Source organism: Paenibacillus amylolyticus (assembly GCF_051136285.1).
Taxonomy (GTDB): domain Bacteria; phylum Bacillota; class Bacilli; order Paenibacillales; family Paenibacillaceae; genus Paenibacillus; species Paenibacillus amylolyticus_F.
This window is the reverse complement of sequence record NZ_CP194938.1, coordinates 977,646-999,223: the sequence shown is the minus strand read 5'-3', so window position 1 is coordinate 999,223 and position 21,578 is coordinate 977,646. Positions and strand designations below refer to the sequence as shown.

The 21,578-nt window shown below is 43.4% G+C and carries 14 protein-coding genes; 11 read left to right on the top strand and 3 right to left on the bottom strand.

Features of this window, described 5'->3' with window-relative positions; genetic code table 11:
• Positions 1–93: 93 nt before the first annotated feature.
• From ACR8BL_RS04335 to infC, 5 genes are all read left to right on the top strand, one after another.
• Complete coding sequence (locus ACR8BL_RS04335) at positions 94–2,226, top strand: putative PEP-binding protein (protein ID WP_434751481.1); 2,133 nt, start codon at positions 94–96, stop codon at positions 2,224–2,226.
• A 159-nt stretch (positions 2,227–2,385) separates the two neighbouring features.
• A complete protein-coding gene (locus ACR8BL_RS04330; RefSeq protein WP_434751480.1) occupies positions 2,386–4,317 on the top strand; it encodes an LTA synthase family protein in 1,932 nt (643 codons plus the stop codon).
• Between the two features lie 229 nt (positions 4,318–4,546).
• Positions 4,547–5,566, top strand: coding sequence for an LLM class flavin-dependent oxidoreductase (locus ACR8BL_RS04325; protein ID WP_434751479.1), 1,020 nt, complete (start codon positions 4,547–4,549; stop codon positions 5,564–5,566).
• A 100-nt stretch (positions 5,567–5,666) separates the two neighbouring features.
• On the top strand, positions 5,667–6,599 hold the full coding sequence (locus tag ACR8BL_RS04320) for a manganese-dependent inorganic pyrophosphatase (RefSeq protein ID WP_434751478.1): 933 nt from the start codon (positions 5,667–5,669) through the stop codon (positions 6,597–6,599).
• A gap of 178 nt (positions 6,600–6,777) precedes the next feature.
• Positions 6,778–7,272 (top strand): translation initiation factor IF-3, encoded by a 495-nt coding sequence (gene infC, locus ACR8BL_RS04315; protein ID WP_434753009.1) that lies wholly within the window; start codon positions 6,778–6,780, stop codon positions 7,270–7,272.
• 202 nt (positions 7,273–7,474) lie between these two features.
• Here the strand turns inward: infC and ACR8BL_RS04310 are convergent, their stop codons facing one another.
• On the bottom strand, positions 7,475–8,299 hold the full coding sequence (locus ACR8BL_RS04310) for a protein-glutamine gamma-glutamyltransferase (protein ID WP_434751477.1): 825 nt from the start codon (positions 8,297–8,299) through the stop codon (positions 7,475–7,477).
• A 246-nt stretch (positions 8,300–8,545) separates the two neighbouring features.
• Between ACR8BL_RS04310 and ACR8BL_RS04305 the strand changes: the two genes are divergently transcribed.
• Positions 8,546–11,293, top strand: coding sequence for a PAS domain S-box protein (locus ACR8BL_RS04305; protein ID WP_434756574.1), 2,748 nt, complete (start codon positions 8,546–8,548; stop codon positions 11,291–11,293).
• A gap of 142 nt (positions 11,294–11,435) precedes the next feature.
• On the opposite strand, the gene ACR8BL_RS04300 is transcribed toward ACR8BL_RS04305, so the two are convergent.
• Both ACR8BL_RS04300 and ACR8BL_RS04295 read right to left on the bottom strand, forming a co-directional pair.
• The gene (locus tag ACR8BL_RS04300) at positions 11,436–11,648 is read right to left on the bottom strand and encodes a hypothetical protein (protein ID WP_434751474.1); all 213 of its coding nucleotides are present in this window, start codon (positions 11,646–11,648) and stop codon (positions 11,436–11,438) included.
• Between the two features lie 121 nt (positions 11,649–11,769).
• Positions 11,770–12,525, bottom strand: coding sequence for a hypothetical protein (locus ACR8BL_RS04295; protein ID WP_434751473.1), 756 nt, complete (start codon positions 12,523–12,525; stop codon positions 11,770–11,772).
• Positions 12,526–13,193: 668 nt separating this feature from the next.
• Between ACR8BL_RS04295 and ACR8BL_RS04290 the strand changes: the two genes are divergently transcribed.
• The 5 genes from ACR8BL_RS04290 (at position 13,194) to ACR8BL_RS04270 (ending at position 21,541) form a co-directional block, all read left to right on the top strand.
• Complete coding sequence (locus ACR8BL_RS04290) at positions 13,194–14,888, top strand: M3 family oligoendopeptidase (RefSeq protein WP_434756573.1); 1,695 nt, start codon at positions 13,194–13,196, stop codon at positions 14,886–14,888.
• A gap of 482 nt (positions 14,889–15,370) precedes the next feature.
• On the top strand, positions 15,371–16,522 hold the full coding sequence (locus tag ACR8BL_RS04285) for an iron-containing alcohol dehydrogenase (RefSeq protein ID WP_434751471.1): 1,152 nt from the start codon (positions 15,371–15,373) through the stop codon (positions 16,520–16,522).
• A 219-nt stretch (positions 16,523–16,741) separates the two neighbouring features.
• A complete protein-coding gene (locus tag ACR8BL_RS04280; RefSeq protein WP_434756572.1) occupies positions 16,742–18,085 on the top strand; it encodes a glycoside hydrolase family 32 protein in 1,344 nt (447 codons plus the stop codon).
• 133 nt (positions 18,086–18,218) lie between these two features.
• Positions 18,219–19,157, top strand: coding sequence for a tyrosine-type recombinase/integrase (locus ACR8BL_RS04275; RefSeq protein ID WP_434751469.1), 939 nt, complete (start codon positions 18,219–18,221; stop codon positions 19,155–19,157).
• A 41-nt stretch (positions 19,158–19,198) separates the two neighbouring features.
• Positions 19,199–21,541, top strand: coding sequence for a tetratricopeptide repeat protein (locus ACR8BL_RS04270; protein WP_434751467.1), 2,343 nt, complete (start codon positions 19,199–19,201; stop codon positions 21,539–21,541).
• The last annotated feature ends 37 nt before the right edge of the window (positions 21,542–21,578 follow it).

The following is a 21,578-nucleotide window of genomic DNA, read 5'->3' as shown; positions in this document are numbered from 1 at the left end:
GCTCTTGCAACATAACATTAGAGTGAAGGCAGCACGGATTAAGAACGCTGCTCATTCGATCACAGCCATGGACGGCAGATGGGAGTGTTGCAAATGACAAAACGGGTATTGCTATTGGAGGAAGGTACTGCACAGATGAAGGGGCTGACGCATAGTATCGGTGCTGCCCTTGCAGAACTGATGCAAGCTGGATGGTCTGTTCCAGTGGGAATGATCGTCACGACGGAAGGCAGCCGCGCATGTTGTACCCGTCTAGGTCATCTTTCCGATGAGATAAAGGAAGAGTTGGACGGTGCCGTCTGGTGTCTGGAGCAACAAACGGGTGCAGCTTTTGGTGACCCCATCCGTCCACTTCTGCTTAACGTGCAGCCAGATCAGGCTGTTGCATCTTCGTCGGTTGAACAATGCATCATACCATACGTGGGCCTGAATGATCGTACCGTCGAAGGTTTTGCTCGCCAGACTGGTAATCGTTTATATGCACTTCAATGTTATCTGGTAAGCCTGCAGCATTATGGGCGTATGGTGCATGGTATCCCTAATATCACTACTGCACAGCCAGTGGATTCAGAGTCTTATTTTTCGGGAGAGGCGGAGCTTGAAGCGTTAATTGCGGAATGCAAAGCCTCGATTCAGGCGATCGACGGAAGTCCTTTTCCACAGGATGTGTATCTCGAGCTTCAAGCAGCGGTGCGAGCGGTGTTCTGTTCTGCTGAGCAGATGAATAATAGAGATGATGTGCCAGAAGATAGCATAAAAGAACAATCAAAAGTGGAAGAGCCTGTGCTTATACAGGCCGTGGTACAAGGTAATTGTGCTGATTACAAAGGGACAGGGAAAGTATACACCCGTAACCCGGTAACAGGGGAAAAAGGTCTTATGGGGGATTATCTTCCGGCGAGAAGCAAGTCTGGCATGGTGCATGCGCTCTCATATTTAAAAAGAAATAATCCTGTACGCTATACAGAGCTTGAGATGATGTGTACGGAGTTAGAGAAGCGCACAGGAGTTGTGCAGAAACTCACCTATGTGGTGAACCCGTCTTCCATCTGTATACAATTTGTGCAGCCTGCGAGATTAAGTTCAATTGCTGCCATCAGGAGCGCAGTAGATTACGTACATGAGGGGTTGATTTCAAAAGAGGAAGCCATTCTTCGATTGAGATCAGAAGATTTAACGGCGTGTATGCAACAGGAGTCGCCAGAGCTGAAACGTTTGCTGGAATGGGCTGATGAAATAAAAGAGTTATCTATTCTGGCAAAGGTGGAACAGACGGCTGAGGTTAGGCAGGCACGAGCTTGGGGTGCAGAAGGAATTGGGTTATGTAAAACCGAGACCATGTTGTTGGTTCCGTCCAGAAAACCTTATGTGCAGAAGATGGTTATGGCGGGTACGGAAGCAGAGCGCAGGCGTGGATTGGAACGATTGTTGCCGATGCAGCAGTCTGATATCGAATATCTGTTTGAAGTGATGGACGGACGTCCAGTGACCATTCAATTATTTGATTTTCCACTACAGGAGCTATGGCCGGATTCAAATACGGTGGAGCAGCAGGGCATTCATCTGGCTATCGTTTTATCCGAGATCCATGAAATGCAGCTGGAGGCTATCTTTCGGGCAGCGGTCAAGAGTATTCGAGAGGGGTTGTGGGTGCGTCCTGAAATTATGATCCCGCATGTAGAGCATGTTCAAGAAATGCAACAGATGAGGGACTTGGCAGATCATGTGGCAGAACAGGTGCTCGGTGAAGAGCGCCGCCATTGTGTTTATAAGGTGGGAGCCTCGATTACAACACCAAAAGCTGCAATGACCGCGGTACAGCTTGCGAGTTATGCGGACTTTGTCTCGTTTGATGCGGATGAGCTGACACAATCCACATTTGGTTGTACGCGTGAGGAAGTAGCGGAGCGAGAACGGGTGGTTGGTCATGCTTTTCAGCTTGGAAATAATCCTGTTCACATCCGTGATATAGAAAACGTAGGGTGCTTAATAGGGACGGCTGCTGCTCAAGGGCAAATTCGAAAACCATATCTGAAAACGTCGATAACCAGTGAATACATCCAAGATACAGCATCGATTGCGTTTATTCATGATATTAAAATAGGGGCTGTATGTTGCAGACCTGAGCAGATTCCATGGGTTCGGGTTGCGGCAGCACAGGCAGTCATTCGAGCATCACGTGACAAGCAGAGTGTCCAAAATGAAGATATCTCGACTATTGCCTGAGTTATGTCTTTGGAGTGCCCGTGTAAATCATTTTAGTTCTGCTTATATAGCATATCCTCAATGGAACAGTAACACGAAAACTGTTATACTGAAATATGCGTTTTGTAAAACGAACGTAAAAATTTCAGATAAGGGTTGAAAAAGACCATGTTTAGATCAATGAATAGAAGCAGGCAGACATCATCACGGGCCTTATTTGTTGTCTTGTTTATTTTAATGTTGCTGAAGTTGTCCCTTCTACGATATTTCTTTTTCAATGGGTTGTCGGGTGTTGGGCTGTTAACCGATGCACTCGCTGCGCTCACCATAGTGTGCGTGCTGGATCTCATTGTGCCGCTGAGCTGGAAGCGAACGGTATACGGGGCATTTAATGTCCTGTTCTCACTTGTTCTGTTTGCGGCTACGCTGTATAACGCACACTTTAGTTCGGTTCCTACCTACACCGCGTTAAGCGAGCTAGGGCAGGTTGCCCAAGTGAGAGGAAGTATAGGGCCACTGGTTAAGCCACAGCACTTTTTGTTTTTTGCCGATATTATTCTGGGTGTGCCAATCAGGTTTATAGGGCGCAGACGCAGCAGGGGGGCATATCACAGCAATTACCAGGAGAGTAGCCTGACATTTGGCAGAAATCGTAGACGCTATTGGGGCAAACTTGGCGTGGCACTTACAGCGGCGTTCTGCATTGTTTTGTCCGGCAGTTTTATTGTCAAAGGGGAAACGATTGATAACGAACTGGTGCGGGCCGAAAATCTCGGTTTCCTGAACTATCAAGTGTCCTCTGCAATTCTGACGAGCAAGGAGAATGAAGCGATTGCCAATGGCAACATTAATGAAACGATTGCCAAGATCAATGCTTTGGTTAGCCAGTATCCGTACCAGAACAAAGGGGCAGACGGTACGGCGGTGAAGGCAAAATATTTTGGTCAGGCAAAAGGCAGCAACTTGATTGTGCTTCAACTGGAATCCTTTCAAAATTTCCCGATTAACGCTTCGTTGAACGGGCAAGAATTAACACCGGTTTTGAATAATCTTGCAAAAGAAAGCTATTATTTCTCTCATTTCTTCCAACAGATCGGTCAAGGAAATACGTCGGATGCGGAGTTTATGTCGAATACATCCATATATCCTACAGGGGTAGTGCCGATGTCAGCCGGGTATAGTGACCGTGACCTTCCGAGTCTACCCAAACTACTGTCCCAAAATGGATATGAGTCGGAGACATATCACGTTAACGACGTAACGTTCTGGAACCGCAACAAGATGTATCCTGCCCTCGGGTTCACGCGATACTTTGATAAACCGAGCTTCACGAATGACAAATTCAACGATTTTGGGCCATCGGACGAAGAATTGTATCGGGTGGGTGTGGAAAAAATGACTGCGCATCAGGCTGCGAATCAGCCGTTCTATGCTCAGTTCATCACAGCATCGAGCCATTCGCCGTTTACTGTCCCGGCTGATCGTGCACGAATTGAAATTCCCGCAACGATCACAAATAAATTGCTGCATGATTATTTGCAGGCGATCAATTATACCGATTACGCGGTAGGTCAGCTGATTAACGAGTTGAAGGCAAATGGTTTATGGGATAACACCACGCTTGTGCTCTATGGAGATCATTTCGGATTACCAGAGGAAGAGGAAATTACGGAGCAGATTCAGGCAAACCTCGGTATTCCTTACGATGGAAAAGTGAGCCGATTCAATATCCCGCTGATGATTCATACGCCGAAACAAACGAGAGGGCAAGTGGTTGAGCAGCCTGGAGGTCAACTGGACATCCTGCCTACCGTCATGAACCTCATGGGCGTATCGCTGCAGCAGGAGAAGTTCACGGCATTCGGGCATGACTTGCTGAACATGGATCGCAACGCGTTTGGCATTCGTTATTACTTGCCAACAGGTTCATTTGTAAACAATGACATCATGTTCATTCCGGGCGCAGGCTTTGACGACGGAACGGCATACTCGCTCAAAACCTATGAACCGGTGACAAATCTGGAACCGTATCGTTCCGATTATGAACATGTGCTCAGTCTGATGAAATTGTCTGATGAGTACGTGAAGTTATTACCGAAAAGAGCACCTTAATTTAATCGTGTACTGTAATGTTACGTAGTGATATATAAGGTAAGGTTCTGTAACGCAGCCGGCATAGAAGCCGGCTGCGTTTTTTAATATTCTTTTTCCAATGTCAGAAGTAAAAAAGGAAGAAGTAAGGATAAAGTTTAAAACTGTAATTTTTAATGTTACAATGTACAAGTAAGCCAGATAAAATAAAGACAGATCATTACTTCATTAATGAGAGGAATGAACATATATGAAACTGAGTGTACTGGAGCATGGACACATTAGTGAGGGTCGTAATGTCAATAATGCCCTGCAGGAGGCTGTAATATTAGCGAAGCATGCCGAGCAATTAGGGTATTCCCGGTTTTGGATGTCCGAACATCACGGCGGGGGTGCACTGTCCTTTTCAAGCCCAGAGATCATGATTGGCCATGTGGCTGCTCATACGGAACGTATTCGGGTAGGATCGGGAGGGGTTATGTTACCGCATTACAGCGCGTACAAAGTGGCAGAGAACTTCCGACTACTGGAGGCCTTACACCCTGGACGAATCGATCTCGGTATCGGACGTGCGCCAGGAGGCATGCCGATTGCGAGTAGAGCGCTCAACGAGGGCAAATCATCGAATGTACAGTTTTTTCCGCAGCAGATTGCCGATCTTGGGGGATACTTCCACGAGCAGTTGCCCGAAGACCATCGTTTTGCTTCACTTGTAGCTGGCCCCTCCGTTCCAACGGTTCCTGAAGTGTGGTTGCTGGGTTCTAGCTCGGAAGGGGCAAGAATTGCCGCAGCGCAAGGTACAGCGTATGCATTTGCCCAGTTTTTCGGTACGCCAGGCGGTGAGGAAGCGATGAAACATTACCGCCACCACTTCAAACCTTCGATTCTGAACGACAAGCCCCATTCCATGATAGCGGTATCCGCTTTCTGTGCAGATACGGAAGAAGAAGCAGCTGAACTGGCTCGCAGTAACGAATTATTTTTCCTGCGGCTCGGTCGTGGACTCGAACAGAAGTCCTTCCCTTCTCTTGAAACGGTGAATAACTATCCGTATACAGCGATGGAGTTGGAACAGATTCGTCAGCGCCGCTCCTTCTCGATCATCGGCACGCCAGATCAGGTGAAAGACAAAATTATCGCGATGGCTGAACGTCATGAAGCTGATGAAGTGATCATTGCGTCTGCCATCCATTCGTTCGAGGCACGCCTGCGCTCTTTCTCTCTGATTGCAGAAGCTTTTGGCCTGCATCAGGACATTAATTCGCTGTAAAGGGATTGGAATTAAGACGTATAAGCGCTATAATCAGTAGGTATGATTCAAACAAGGCTAGGAATCAACTTAAAACTCGAATTGACGGAGGGCTATGAATATGGAAAAAGCACTAATTTTCGGCCACAAAAACCCGGATACAGACACAATCTGTTCAGCAATCGCTTATGCAGACCTGAAAAGCAAATTAGGCCATGAAGTTGAAGCGGTACGCTTGGGCGAAGTGAATGGCGAAACACAGTTTGCACTGGACCAATTCAAGGTTGCAGCACCACGTTTGATCAAAACAGCGGCGAACGAAGTAAACAAAGTCATACTGGTCGATCACAACGAGCGTCAGCAAAGCGTAAGCGATATTGAAGACGTAACGGTTATTGAAGTTATTGATCATCACCGTATTGCTAATTTTGAGACAAGCCAGCCTTTATATTTCCGTGCGGAGCCTGTTGGCTGTACGGCAACAATTTTGAATAAAATGTACAAAGAAAACGGTATTGAAATCAGCGCACCAATCGCGGGTCTGATGTTATCAGCTATTATCTCGGATTCCTTGTTGTTCAAATCTCCAACTTGCACAGAGCAGGATGTCGCTGCAGCACGTGAGCTGGCTGCCATTGCTGGTGTGGATGCAGACAGCTACGGCCTGGACATGCTGAAAGCTGGTGCGGATTTGAGTCAGAAAACTATTGCTGAGTTGATCTCCCTCGATGCGAAGGAATTTGCAATGGGTACAGCAAAAGTTGAAATCGCACAAGTGAATGCGGTTGACGTGAATGATGTGCTGGTGAAACAGCCTGAGCTTGAAGCGGCGATCGAAGCGATTATTTCCAGCAAAGGCCTCGACCTGTTCTTGTTTGTCGTAACAGACATCCTGAACAATGACTCCGTCGGACTGGCTTATGGTGCATCTACCAAAGCGGTTGAAAAAGCATACAACGTCGCGCTGGTAGACAACAAAGCGCTGCTTAAAGGCGTAGTATCCCGTAAATCACAGATTGTACCCGTACTTACAGAAGCGTTTAACACATTGTAATTTGAGGACACGACTCGATATTGTGAGAACTCATCTGCAATGACAAGTCGTTAATCTTAACGCAACGTATGAATCGTTTGTACCGCCACACATAATGTAATCCATTATTCAAGCCTGCTCTGATCTTCTAGTGATCAGGACAGGCTTTTCATGTCAAGGAGGAAGATAAATGGCTCAGATGATTAAAAATGAAAAAATCAAAGCAGCCGAAGTACAACTCACGGGTCTGAATGGAGAAGATCTAGGGATTATGTCTACACGCGAAGCACTGGCGCTGGCCAAACAGCATAAAGTAGACCTGGTATGTTTGTCCCTGATGACCAGCCCGCCCCCATGCAAATTGATCGGTGCGGGTGCAGTACGCGAGGAAGTACAGCAGACAAAGAAAAAAGCAGGCAAATCCCCGGAGAAACGTAAAGTGAAGGAAATTCGGCTTCACCTGCAAATGGAGGATCATGACCGGGATGTGAAAAAGTCGCAAGCCGAGCGGATACTGAAAAAAGGTGATTCCGTGAAGTTTGTTATCCAGGTACATGGTGCCAAAGAGGGAGACGCGGGTAAAGTGTGGGCAGAAGAACTGTGCAAAGCGTTGAAAGAACACGGTAACAAAACGACGGGAGTACAGGTTAGCGGTAAGCAGGTCGTTGTTCAACTTGATCCGTTAAACGGATGATTGAAAGATTATAAATAGTCACTGTATGCTTAATGAATGATAGCTGGGGTATTGCTAGTTGGAAGACACAAGCGATGATGTTTACAACGAATAACGAAGATAGCCCAAAGTAAAGACAGCCTGACGGCTGCTTTCTATTGGGCTTTTTCAGCGTGTAAAATCCATTTTTCCAAAGACCCGTTAATGACTGTAAGACCGGTATTCAAGTACGCAGATAACGGCTTCCTCCCACTCGAACATACATTTGACCAGGCAATACAGGTGTGGATGCGTCCGGGTTACCATTGGAAGCATTCTTGGCATAACGGGATAAGTAAAGAAAGTCTGGATAAATGACCATATCCATTAAATAGGCTGAGGTTCGGCTGCCGGGAAACCGAAACTGGTTTAAGGTCTGGATAATCTCCGGGCCGCTTGCAATGCCAATGCCGTGTCCGTAGTACCAGTTTTCCCGCAACATAATGGTGTTTTCGCCTTGCCATTCAGGGGTTTTGGGAGAGACATCCGGATTTTTGAAATAGAGCACGTCTCCCGGAAGTGCGGTTTCCTTGCCGTTTTTTTCTGTCAAACGCAGATCGCTGTCATAATGCCAGTCAAATAACAGCAGATTACGAAATAACGAATTAAAGGCATCTTCACGTATGCTCCCAAGCACACCTCCATAAAGCACGATGACGGTAGCGGTTGCGCACTCGAATGCGTATAAACGCCCGTTTCTCCATATATCTCTGATGCCGTCAGCTGGTGTAACATCCGGTCTTAGCTCAAACCCGCCTTGTGCATTCCGATTCCAGAAGGCGGGGTTACACCTTGAATCTTCAAATGAGGCAAAGCTGACCCCACTTCGATTCAATCCTTCGGCTGCGTCCACGAGAGATTCTCTTAAGTTCCATTCAAAGTGCAGATGGTCCATGGATTGATACACATATCGGATTGGGCGGTTCTGAAGCTGCTGTAACCAGTACCATTCAAAAGCAGACCACTCGGAGGGAAATAGTTGAACCGGTTGATTCGCAACAATAATCATGGGGCAATAACCTCCGTTCTTCAATAACGTTGAATATGCTGAGACGCCGAAAATTTGATCATGTCGATTTTTGTCTGAGATTTTTCTTGTGTTTCGTTTAACAATCGTGTCATTTGGGGTACAACACTATAAGATAAAGTTATGTTCAGGTTCATGTGTTCATACGAAGAACATTACATTCTCATTAAAACAACATTCAATTTAGATTAAAGCAACATTTACATTTAAGGTAAGGGAGGATATGTAGTGTCGAACTCCATCACACAGAGCCGGTCTCTGTTCGAACAATTATACACACACGCGCCAATCGGAATTGCGGTCGCTTCTCATGTTAATGGACTATGGGTGCAATTAAATCCCGCTTTTTGCGAGATGCTTGGATCAACGGAGGAAGAACTATTACATACTTCCGTTGTACATATGATTTATGAAGAAGACCTCAGGTACGAAGAGTTTCGGAAAAATTTCTGGGAAATGACCAACGGTGAACAGCCGATGTACGAAACGGAGGTGCGTTTGAAACGAAAAGATGGTACGTTGCTGTGGGCAACGATTAGAGCATGCATTGTCCGGGACGAGGAAACGGAAGAGTCATTGTATTTACTGGTACAAGCTGCAGATATTACGAACCAAAAAGAGGCGGAAGAACGACTCCTTGAACAGCGCAAACAGCTGGAAGAGAGTAGTCGTATTTCACGTATACTGGCTGAATCCTCATTGGATTTGATTGCAATTCATGAGGCGGACGCTGAGCGTACATTTAAATATGTATCTGATGCGAGCAGAAGCATGCTCGGTTACGAGCCCGAGGAAATGATCGGACGATCCGGAATGTTCTGCATTCACCCGGACGATATTCCGGGCGTACAGGCCTATATCCGTGGTCAGATGAATGGACTTGCACCGGAGCGCATTAGTTATCGGCTGCAGCACAAGGACGGATCCATTATATGGGCAGATACACTGACCCATTATGTGTGCGATGAGTCAGGCAAGCTGCAGGAGATGGTGGCAGTCACTCGAGACATTACAGAAAGTAAACAGCAGCAGTTGAATTTACAAGAGTATACGTCTTTGTTTGACTGTAATCCGCTTGGAGTAGCTTCTCTGGATCTGGATGGGAATTTGCTGAAAGCCAACGCGGGGCAGGAGCAATTGACAGGCCATACAAGAGAGGAACTGTTAAGCCGACCTTTCGATCATCTGATTGATCCGGTAGATCTGGATAAGACACGTTATCACTTTGAAGAATCGGTGAAGGGCATAGCGCAGAGCTACGAGATTGGCTTGATTCACAAGAACGGGCAGCGAATTGAGACAAGTGTCATCAATGTTCCTATTTTACTGGAAGACAAAGTCGTTGGTGTCTATGGCATTACGAGTGATGTTACATCTGCCAAACGTTACGTCGAAGAGATTGAAAATTTAAGTTACGAAAGAGCACTGATCTTGAATGGAATGTCCGAAGGGGTCATTGGGCTGGATCTGGATGGGAATGTGAATTTTGCCAATCCTGCAGCGGCGGAGATGATGAGCATCTGTCCAAATGAGATGAATGGCAAACCTCTGGAGAAAATGATGATACAGATGCAGAGTGAAGGCATTCCTTATCCAGCGAAAGGTACGCCTATTTTGCAGGCTGTACGTGAAGGAAGGGCATTGCCGCGGACAGAATCGGTATTCTGGCGACAGGACGGATCGAGCTTTCTCGCGGAGTTCCAACTCAAGCCGATTATGGATCAAGGGAAAACACGTGGTGCCGTGCTGGTGTTCCGTGATATGACATCGGTGAAAGAAATCATTCGTGCGAAGGAAGCGGCAGAGCACGCCGATCGTGCCAAATCCGAGTTTCTCGCTATTATGAGCCACGAGCTTCGTACGCCGCTCAACGGGATTATGGGAATGGCACATCTGTTGATGGAAACAGAGCTGGACGAAGAGCAGCGAGGATTTGCGGAGATTATGATTGATAGCGGGAAGTCGCTGCTGTACATTTTGAATGAAATATTGGACTTCAGTAAAATTGAAGCAGGTAAAATGGATCTGGAACAAGGGCCAGTAGATATTCGGGATATGCTGAACAGTGTAATGGAGCTTTTTTCCATCAAAGCCGCTGAGAAGAAGATTGAACTATATAGTGAGATCTCTTCACAGATTCCTGAACGTGTAAGAGGAGATGAGACAAGGATTCGCCAGATTCTTATTAATTTGGTGGGCAATGCGGTTAAATTTACCGAAAAGGGAAGTGTTACGGTTATTGCGGAGATGGATCACTCGCCAGAATATGGCCCGCATCATCTGCTGCTTTCGTTCAAGATAAAGGATACGGGCATCGGCATTGCACTGGATAAGCAGCATCAATTATTTCAATCCTTCTCCCAACTGGATCCGGCGATTAATCGCAAATTTGGAGGAACGGGCTTGGGCCTTGCGATTAGCAAGAAACTGGTGGAACTCATGGGCGGAGCCATTGGTGTGCAAAGTGAGATTGGTCAGGGGGCAGAATTCCAGTTCACCATTGTATTAGAGAAGTGGAGAGAAGAAATTGTATATGTAGAAGATCACCTTGCAGCAAGGCTGGAACTGCCGGATCGAAACAGTCTTGCCAGCGGTATTCGCATATTAATCGCCGAGGATCAGGCCGTGAACAGCCATCTGCTTGAAGAGATGTTGCGCAAATTCGGCGGTGTATGCGATGTGGTGGGCAATGGAGCGCAGGCTGTGGATCTACTTGCGAAAACGCAGTATGATCTGATCTTCATGGATATTCAAATGCCAGTGATGGATGGAATTGAAGCGACTTGTGAAATTAGGAAAACTCATCCGGGAATCCCCGTGATCGCGGCGATTACAGCCTTTGCAGGAGAACGTGACCGGGAAGCTTGTTTGCAATGCGGAATGCAGGACTTTATAAGCAAGCCTTTCCACTCGGCAGAAATTATCCGGGTTCTCAACACATGGGTGCCCTATATTCATTCACAGAAGGTAAATTGATGGGCAATTGGTGAGCGAGACAAGAGAGGTTCAACCCATGATGAATATAACACACGATGAATACAAAAAAACCTGTATCTCCAATGGAGTGCAGGTTTTTTCATGTTTAAAGTTACATTTTTTTGATGTTTGGAGTTGGTACTCAGGACCATCCGCCGATCAATCCTGAGAGGGTTACACATTCATCATCTTCCAATTCTGCAATCAGCGTGAGTTCTTCATCATCTTGTGGATTTACCGAAAATAATTCACGGCGTCCGTCCTCATGCTTGATGATGACTAACTGATTACCGCCTTTTGTATGAAACTGGTACTTCACCCCGATACCAGGCAGGGCGCATTCCCGGATATTCATGAAACTTGTTCACCTCTTTAGTTTTGCTTAAATCATCTTGTTAACCATTCGTACAGTACGGATGTATTCTACTATCCATAACACCGTTTGGCAAGTCACAAATCCAATAGCCGGGTGAGTGTCATGAATTTCCACGATGTTCCGTCGGATTTTGCTGCAGTCTTACCCGTCTGCGCCGGATAAAGAACCAGATAAGCAGTGACAGGATCAGCACAAGGCCAGTGATGGAGACGAAAAGGATATTCCGAATGTTCGGAATTTGTACGGTCAGATCCAGCGTATTCTTTTGCAGGGGGGAAATGTTCCAGATCAGCGTTTTACCACCATCCTGCACCTGATCTGCATTGGAATCCTCGGCTTGGATCGGGAGAGACAGTTTGAAATCAAATTTCACATCTTTTAACAAAAGTCGTTTGAGAAAACCTGGAACGTTGTTGATCTTGTCTTTAATATCCCCATCTGGCATAGATTCCATAAGGTCAGCTTCGGCAGTAATATGCATTTTTGAAGTAAAGAAACCTGGGGTCGTTGATTTTTCGATCTGAATACCTGGTGGCAGCTTGGAGGAATCGAACCCGGTCATATTACTTTTTTCATAATGGGTCGTTGCTTTTAACACACTTTGATCTGCCTGTTTGGTCACTTCTGCCTTAAAGTTATTACGTTCCAATGCTTCGGCTAGCAAGGGCATCATATTGTCTTGTCCAATTTTGCCAAGAGCTGAGTCCGACACACTTAGATTCAGATCCAGATCTGCCGTTCCGTTTGTATTTACAGTCACATGGGCTTCTCCATCCGCACAGGCGGATAACATGATCAGCATGAAAGCGAGCATAAAAGCAAGTGATAATGAATGTAAAGAAATGCGAGTTGACATGAAGCTCCTGCCTTTCTGTGAAAATAAATTGAGGTTATGTCCATATCCATCCAATCCAGAAGTATAGTATACAACGGAACGTTTGCAGATGCTAACAAGTTGTATAAGACAGGACTTACGGTGAGATAACAAGGATGGGGTTTGGAGGAAAGAATAACAAAAGTGATGTTTTGGGTTGATTAAAATTAAAGATTTCGTATTTTTGTCAATGTTCGGTTAATTCAAACCGTCATTCCGCGTGTACACTAGTATAGAGATGAATATACGGGCAAGGGGGGTACATTCATGACTTATATTATTATTCTGGCTGTGATTATGGTTGTGGGTATGATTGGAATGGGCTGGTTCTATAAGATTGTTGACGAAGATAAACACTAAATTGCGAATCATCTGTAACATTTGAAAAAGACAAGCCTATAAGCTTGCTTCGCTGATGCGGGGCGGGCTTATTTGTATTGATGCGATTCTAGTATCATGAAACATACTTAAACTGAGCTTACAGGTAACTCCCGTAATGATGTAACTGTTCCATTCTTTGCTTGGATAACATTTGACCGATGGATAAATATTTTTCATAAAGTTGGGATTTTTATGCTTCACTTTTGTATAATAGGGGATAGCTCTCGGGTTTTTCCCGAAATTTGCCAAACAGGAAAGGGTGTACATAAATGAAGTTTAGCGAGTATACGTATACACGTCCCGATCTGGAACACATCAAGACTTCTTTCGGTGAACTACTGGAGGGATTTGAAGCGGCGTCTTCAGTGGAAGAGCAAAGTGAATTCATGGACAAGATCAATGCCTTGCGCAGTGATTTCGAAACCCAGGCACAGCTTGTCTATATCAGACATTCCATTGATACCAATGATGAGTTTTATAAGGCAGAGAATGAGTTCGTGGATGAAAGTCAGCCAGTTGTTCAGGAGTATATTACGGATTACTACCGTGCGCTGGTGAATTCCAGGTTCCGTGCGGAACTGGAGCAAAAGTGGGGAACTCAACTGTTTCTGCTCGCCGATCAGGCTTTGAAAACATTCAGCCCGGAGATCATTGAAGATCTCCAGAAGGAAAACAAACTTTCTACGGAATACGATCAGCTGATTGCTTCGGCTAAAATTCCGTTTGAAGGGGAAGAGCGCACACTGCCTCAGTTGCATCCGTTTGAGCTGTCTACAGATCGTTCCATGCGGGAACGTGCATCAGAAGCCCGGTATACGTTTATGGCGGAGAATGAAGCGGAATTCGACCGCATTTATGATGAACTGGTGAAGGTACGTACACAGATTGCGAAAAAGCTGGGTTATCCAAGCTACGTGGAGCTTGGTTATGTCCGTATGAACCGTACGGATTATAACGCGGAGATGGTCGCGAATTTCCGTGCACAAGTTCGAGATTACATCGTACCTGTTGCAACCAAGCTCAGAGAACGTCAGCGCAGCCGGATTGATGTAGATACGCTTTATTTTTACGATCAGGGCTTTAGCTTCAAGACGGGTAATCCAACCCCAAAAGGTGATCCAGATTGGATTGTGGAGAACGGCAAACGGATGTACACGGAACTTTCACCAGAGACCGATAAGTTCTTCCAGATGATGACCGAGAATGAATTAATGGATCTGGTTAGTAAAAAAGGAAAACAGGGCGGAGGATATTGTACGTTCCTGAATGATTACAAAGTACCGTTTATTTTCTCCAACTTCAATGGTACGTCAGGTGACATTGATGTACTGACACATGAAGCGGGACATGCGTTCCAAGTGTACGAAAGCCGTAACTTTGCTGTGCCTGAATATAATTGGCCGACCTATGAGTCTGCAGAGATTCATTCCATGAGCATGGAGTTCTTCACTTGGCCGTGGATGGAGCTGTTCTTCAAGGAAGATACGGACAAGTACAAGTTTGATCATCTGTCCTCAGCACTTCTGTTTATTCCATACGGTGTAGCTGTAGATGAATTCCAGCATTTTGTCTATGCGAACCCAAATGCAACACCGGCTGAACGCAAGCAGGCTTGGCGCGATATCGAGAAGATTTACTTGCCACATATCAATTACAAAGACAACGCGTATTTGGAGCAAGGTGGATTTTGGCATAAACAAGGCCATATCTTCTCATCGCCATTTTATTATATCGACTACACGCTGGCTCAAATCTGTGCATTCCAGTTCTGGAAACGCAGCAATGAAGATATGAAATCGGCATGGGCGGATTATCTGACATTGTGCAAAGCAGGTGGTAGCCTGTCCTTCACTGGTCTGGTAGACCTTGCTGGTTTGAAATCACCGTTTGAAGACGGTTGTGTGTCCTCTGTCATTGGTGATATTGAAGCATGGCTTGATGGTGTGAACGACAAAGCACTGTAAGTTGCTAACGATCCGTAGGAACGCTATTTGCTGGAATATGCCCGTTTAAGCTTCAATTTTGCTCAAAATAGGCTAAATAGCGTCTCTGAGGATCGTAAGGATTTTTATGCGAGAATGAGGGGAAATAAGGCTTCTGGTGATCGTTAGAACTTAGCCGGTGTGTAGCGACTTTCTATGGTTGTACAATTTGCTAGGTGATATATACGCTATGGCTATGCAGCAAGATAAGGTGACTTAGACTCTTTAGGGGTGTAAGTCACCTTTTTTGCGTAAAAATATCATGAAACACAGTATGGGATACATAACATCGAAGAATTAAACAAATAGATACAAAACAAATAGATACAAAAAATTTGAACATCCTTGTAACAAGAAGGGGCAATGTAACATTTATTAAGTGATTGTGATTTATTTCACTATAGCTGGAAACGGATTCAGTTACAATAAAGGTAGTAAATCAGGGTTACAGGAGGCTGATTCAGATGGCAACGCATGCATATTATGTTCCACCCGTGAATTTGATGGGTAGAGGGTGTTTGCAGGATGCAGCTCCAATGATTGGACAGATGGGTATACGCAAAGCTCTGATTGTTACAGATCAGGCACTGGTTACGTCAGGTATCGCTGAGCGTGTATTGTCTACACTGCGGCAAGCAGGGTTAGACTATGTCGTATATGATGAGGTACAGCCCAATCCAACATGCCATCAAGTGTATGAAGGATTACGAGTATTCCAGAACCATGGCTGTGACGCCATTATATCGATAGGCGGAGGTTCACCGCAGGATGCTGCCAAAGCAATTGGTATCGTTGCTGCAAATGGTGGACACATCCGTCAATATGAAGGACTGCATCAATCCAAAACTAAATCAGTTCCGCTTGTAGCTGTGAATACAACAGCTGGCACATCAAGCGAAGTAACAATGAACTATGTGATTACAGATGAGGAGCGAAAAGTGAAAATGGTGATGGTGGATCGAAACTGTCTAGTTGATCTGTCGGTGAATGACCCCGAGCTCATGCTGAATAAACCTGCCAGTCTGACGGCAGCTACGGGAATGGATGCCTTAACCCATGCGGTAGAAGCGATGGTTACACCTGGGGGTTTTACGGTTACAAGTGCAACGGCTGCAGCGGCAGTCAAGTTGATCTTTGAATATTTGCCAAGGGCGGTGAAGGATGGGACTGATCTGGAAGCAAGGGAGTATATGACATACGCGTGTTTCTTGGGAGGCATAGCATTTAATAATGCGGGTCTTGGATATGTGCACGCTATGGCACATCAATTGGGCGGGGTGTATGATCTGCCGCATGGAGTATGCAATGCAATGCTGCTGCCTTATGTCGAGGAGATGAATGCCAAACATGTACCGGACAAATTCCGTCATATCGCCAAGGCAATTGGTATGGACGTGAAGGAGCGTAGCGACGAGGAATGTGCGAACTATGTGATTGCAGCAATTCGAGAACTGGCAAAAGAAGTGGGCATTCCTGAGAAGTTATCCGAACTCGGCGTACAGAACCCGGATGTAGAACTGCTTGCAAGTAATGCGATGAAAGATGCCTGTGCACCAGGCAACCCGTATCAACCATCCAAGGATGAGGTTATCGACCTGTTTCGAAAGATTATTTAACCCCGAATAATGATAAATATAATCTAAGATATATACTCTCAAATATAGACTACAGAGAAAAAAATAATGTTACAATTGAAGTCGCTGAGATCGGCGGCTTTTTTGGCCTGAACAGATATGAACCAGGGGATACCTATACATATGCTGTTGTGAAAAAGTTGAAGAGGGCGGCGTTACATACATGTTAAATCAGGTTTATTGAAATCGTTAATGGAGGCCATGATGAAAGAAGATCAACTACATGTAAAAGCACCAGGTAACTGGATGAATGACCCGAACGGATTTATTTACTACAAGGGAGAATATCACTTATTTTATCAGTATTTCCCGTATGGGCTGCAGTGGGGCACGATGCATTGGGGGCATGCAACCAGTCCGGATCTGGTCACATGGACGCACCATCCTATCGCTCTGTTTCCAAGCAAAGGGTATGACCAGAATGGTTGTTTTTCAGGCACTGCATTAGAGGTTCAGGGACAACTGTTTTTATTTTATACCGCTGTGAAATATGATGTGATAAATGAGGAGAACGTTCATGTGATTGTGGATGATCGATTCGAGTCGAGTCAGGCTGTGATGATCTCGGAGGATGGCTATACGTTTGATAACCTGACCTCTAAGCAGCAGATCATACCGCCGATCATTGATTCTGCTCTGGGGGATCGTACACATACACGTGATCCAAAAGTATGGATGTTTCAGGATCGGTATTACATGATTTTAGGTACAAAGACGAGAGATCAGCAGGGAAAGCTTTTGTTCTATACAAGTGAGGATGTGTTCCATTGGTCGGTCGTTAATAGTTATACCAAGCCAGGGTTGGGTTATATGTGGGAGTGCCCGGATATGTTCAGCTTGCCTGATTCTCTTACTGATGCGCAGCAAACGGTCTTGTTGATGTCTCCAGAAGGTATTCATGATGGGCCGCTGTATACGAGTCATGCCATGTGCAGTCTGGTTTCCTTTCAAGAGGAAAGCTGTGATATTGTCATACCAGATCACCTGTTAATGGTGGATTATGGTCGGGATCTTTATGCCCCTCAGACCAATCTGGATGCCTCCGGGCGCCGGGTCATGGTAGCCTGGATGCGAATGCCATTACCTGTGGAGAAACCGGGGGAGAAGCCGTGGATTGGCATGATGGCATTACCGCGAGTGATTGAGGTGAAAAATGGACATATTTATTTCCGTGTACATCCTGAGGTGGAGGCGTATTTTAAGACCAATATCCCCATCGAGCATATTGATTATACTAAACCATTCCAACTGAAAACCGTGTTGCAGGAACATGAAGTTCTGGACATTGGCGGTTATCGAGTGTGGCTGGAAGGTGGCAGGTTGCATACGGATCGTGCAGGGGTATTTAGAGGCTTGGATCAATACGATCTTCAGTTTCAGACTCCCGTGCTGCAAGGAAAATGTGAACTTAATATCTTTGTGGAGCCTAATTTGATTGAGATTTTTGTGAATCAGGGGCAATATGTGCTGAGCAATGTCGTATATGATCTCAAAGCTTATGTGAGCTATACAGGTGAAATAGAGTGTAAAATAGCTGATGTATAGAGCCGGAGAAATCCGGCTTTTTTTGTCGTGTAATATTGAAGTATGTCTGAAGGCATCTTCACAAATAAAGTCTAATGCGTAATAATGTAGGTCGGACTATTGGCAGCATATGACATGCACATCAGGAGGCATCATGAAACTCAGCATAATTGATTTAAACCATTATTTGAGACAGTATGAGATCTATTTAAGTGTGGAACGCAATCTGTCCCATAAATCCATCAAAGCTTATTTCTCTGATCTAAATAGACTTGTGCAATGGCTGGATTCCAACGGAATAAACGAAGTAACCAGGGAGAATTTGCGCAGGTATCTTGAACAATTAACGAGTGAACAGATACTAAAAGACTCTACGATTAAGAGAAAATACATATGTTTTAAAGCGTTTTTTAATTACCTCGTACAAAACGGAGATCTTAAGGAATCACCCATCGATGGTTACGGGAAGAAATTCAAAACGGCAAGGCGTATTCCCAAGACACTGTCCGTGAATGAGATTGAAAAACTGTTGAATGCCCCGCAAGAGCATATGAAACAGTTACACACGATTTTTCGAAAAAGAATAAACCTGCGAAATGCTGCAATTATTGAGTTGTTGTACGTCATTGGGATTCGAATTGGTGAATTGGTGAGCATAGACCTTGAACATATCGATCTTGAAGAGCGAACGGTGCTGATCTTTGGAAAAGGCCGTAAGGAACGACTGTTATATATATCGAGTGAAGAGGTGATTCAAAAGATCAAGAGCTGGCTTCAAGCTCGTGAACACTTTGAACCTCAGAGTAACGCTCTTTTTCTGAATAAATATGGTCATAGACTCTCTATATATTCCATTGAAGACATTTTTTATAAATTTAGAGATATGTCTAACGTAAGTAAACATTCAACGCCTCATTATCTTCGCCACAGCTTTGCAACACATCTTTTGAACAATGGTGCAGACCTTCGATCTGTCCAAGAAATTCTTGGACATACCAATGTGAGTACAACACAAATATATACTGAAGTATCTGTAGAAAGAAAGAAGGATGTCCTGTCGAGATTTAATCCACGAAATAACTTGAAAGTGTAGAAAAAAACCTCCAAATAACTATAAATTATTTGGAGGTCTATATGTTTACAAGCAGTTTATGGAATTTGGGGTCTTGGGCAAATGCTTTTACAATAATTGGGGTCTGTATCCCCTTAATCACAGCTATAATTGGAGTATCTAAATATATAAAAAAAACAAAGAGGAAAACTATATTTTCTGATTCAAAACCTGACATTGCATACTTTACTGATAGAATAGAAATCACGAAAGATATTTTTGAGGAGTTACAAAGCTCTAATGGGAGACAAATGTTTCAAATTTTTGGTCCTCCAGGCGTAGGGAGAACGGAATTCGCCAAATTAATAAACATGGCAGTCAATTATAATTGTCAGACGCAAGATGAGGAAAATTTTATTAACTCAACCGGATATAAAAAAGAATTAAATGTGCAAGCTTTTTTCATAACATGTGAAGATGAAAGTTCATACCAGATGGCAGTTAAACAAATATTTGAACTCCTACTAATTGATAGGGAACCGGGCCTTAGTTACGCATTGACTGCCCATTTGATTGCTAAAAAAATTCGAAATAAAAAGAGAACCGTCTTTATTTTTGATGATATCAAAAACTATGACGAAAAAGATAAATTCTATAAACTTTGTAATGAAATAATTGGTAAACTGAAAAAAATGAATTTGAACAGTCAATGTATCTTTATGCTATTCTATTCTGGTGCAGTGGAGAGAAAAGAAATAAATAATAGTAATATAAGAACTTCTGATATACTCAATTTTGAGAAGGATTATATGATTGAATATTTGGATAAGAAAAATATTTCACTGAATGATACGGACAATGATAAACTGTTTTCTCTAACAAATGGTAACATTCATACACTTAGTTTGATCGCTGACAAGTATAATGCAGATATTAATAATGAGAAGATGAACTCTATAAATTGGGAACATGTCACTGATATTTTCTACCAAGATATAAATGATGATGAGAAAAGATTGTTTAGATGTATATTATCTTTGTCAATATCTAAAAATGAGGTTTCTAGAAAAATGCTGGAATCACTCAATGATTCTGCCCCAGATACAATAAGAAAGCAACTTGATAAATTAGTAATAGAAGGTTTATTGAGAAAAAACAAAAACTTTTCTTATTCAGTTACAGAAGCTTTGCTATTACCATCAATTAATAAAGAGATTGAATACATTCAATATTTCCAAAATAAAATACTGGATTTAGTTCAGCAGCAAAAACTGTTCGTGGAACATAAAATTGTTCATGAATTCATCCAAAGTATTGAAACAGATGTTAAAGCGAAGCATATAATAAATACACTAAAAATTAATAATGACGCTAAAGATTATACAGCTACTCTGAGAATTCGTTATTTATTTAAAAATGTTTTTGTACTAAAAGAACAGATTGAACATCATAATGAAGTTGATTCTGTTTTGTTCTTTGAAAAATTGAGTTACTATATTGCAGAAGCGTTAACGGGTTACGGCGCATATCAGGATGCAATTGAAGAGATTGAAATGAATACCAATCACAGTATAGTACGACCGGATACTGTTTCGTCGGATAACTTCGATATAGTTTTTCTGTTAGGCAATTTATATCATTTACAAAATGAATATGCAAAAGCTATAGAACATTTTAAAAAGATGATAGATTCGACACATGTAAGGCAATCCTTGAAATATAAATCTAAATGTTATTGGGCGGTAGCCCACTGTTATCGTCATATGGGTCTTTTGGATCTAGCTATAGATTTTTATAAAGAGTCTATAGAGATTTGTAAGATCGACACTGTGCAAACAAGAGACATATACATTAAATGCATGAACGAAATGAATAATATTTTCTTTTATCGGAACGAAAAACAGCCTTTTAGCTTTAACACAATTGATTCTTTTATCAAAGAAGAAAATTCGGTGGCTGATCTTTCAACCAATAAATACAAAGCTATTGAGCATGGTATACAAGGAAACTTTGATAAAGGAATACATTTATTAGAAAAAACGATAAAAATATATGAGAAGAAAAGTGAACGCTTGCAATTCAATTTGTATTTTGAAATGGGAGAGTTGTTAAGACGCAAGAAAGACTTCAAACAATCCATAGATTACTTCAAAAAAAGTTTGGATGCCTCGCTTCTGAATGGAGATAAAAATATTGAACTTTACAGTAGTTTGGGTATACTTTCCGTTGAATTAGAAACCAAGCAACATCACTTTACAAATTCAAAAGATGAACAATATCAATTACTTGAACACTGTTTAGGACTTTGTAAAGATAAAGATGAGAATGTTTGTTTTGAACTTGGTAAACAGCATGTAGGGACAATTCTCAATATCCTAAATAATAAAGAACCTAGCTTGTACGATAAAATGCTACCTTTATTTTAACCATTTGAATTTTTTGTAAAAATAGGAGAATAGTACA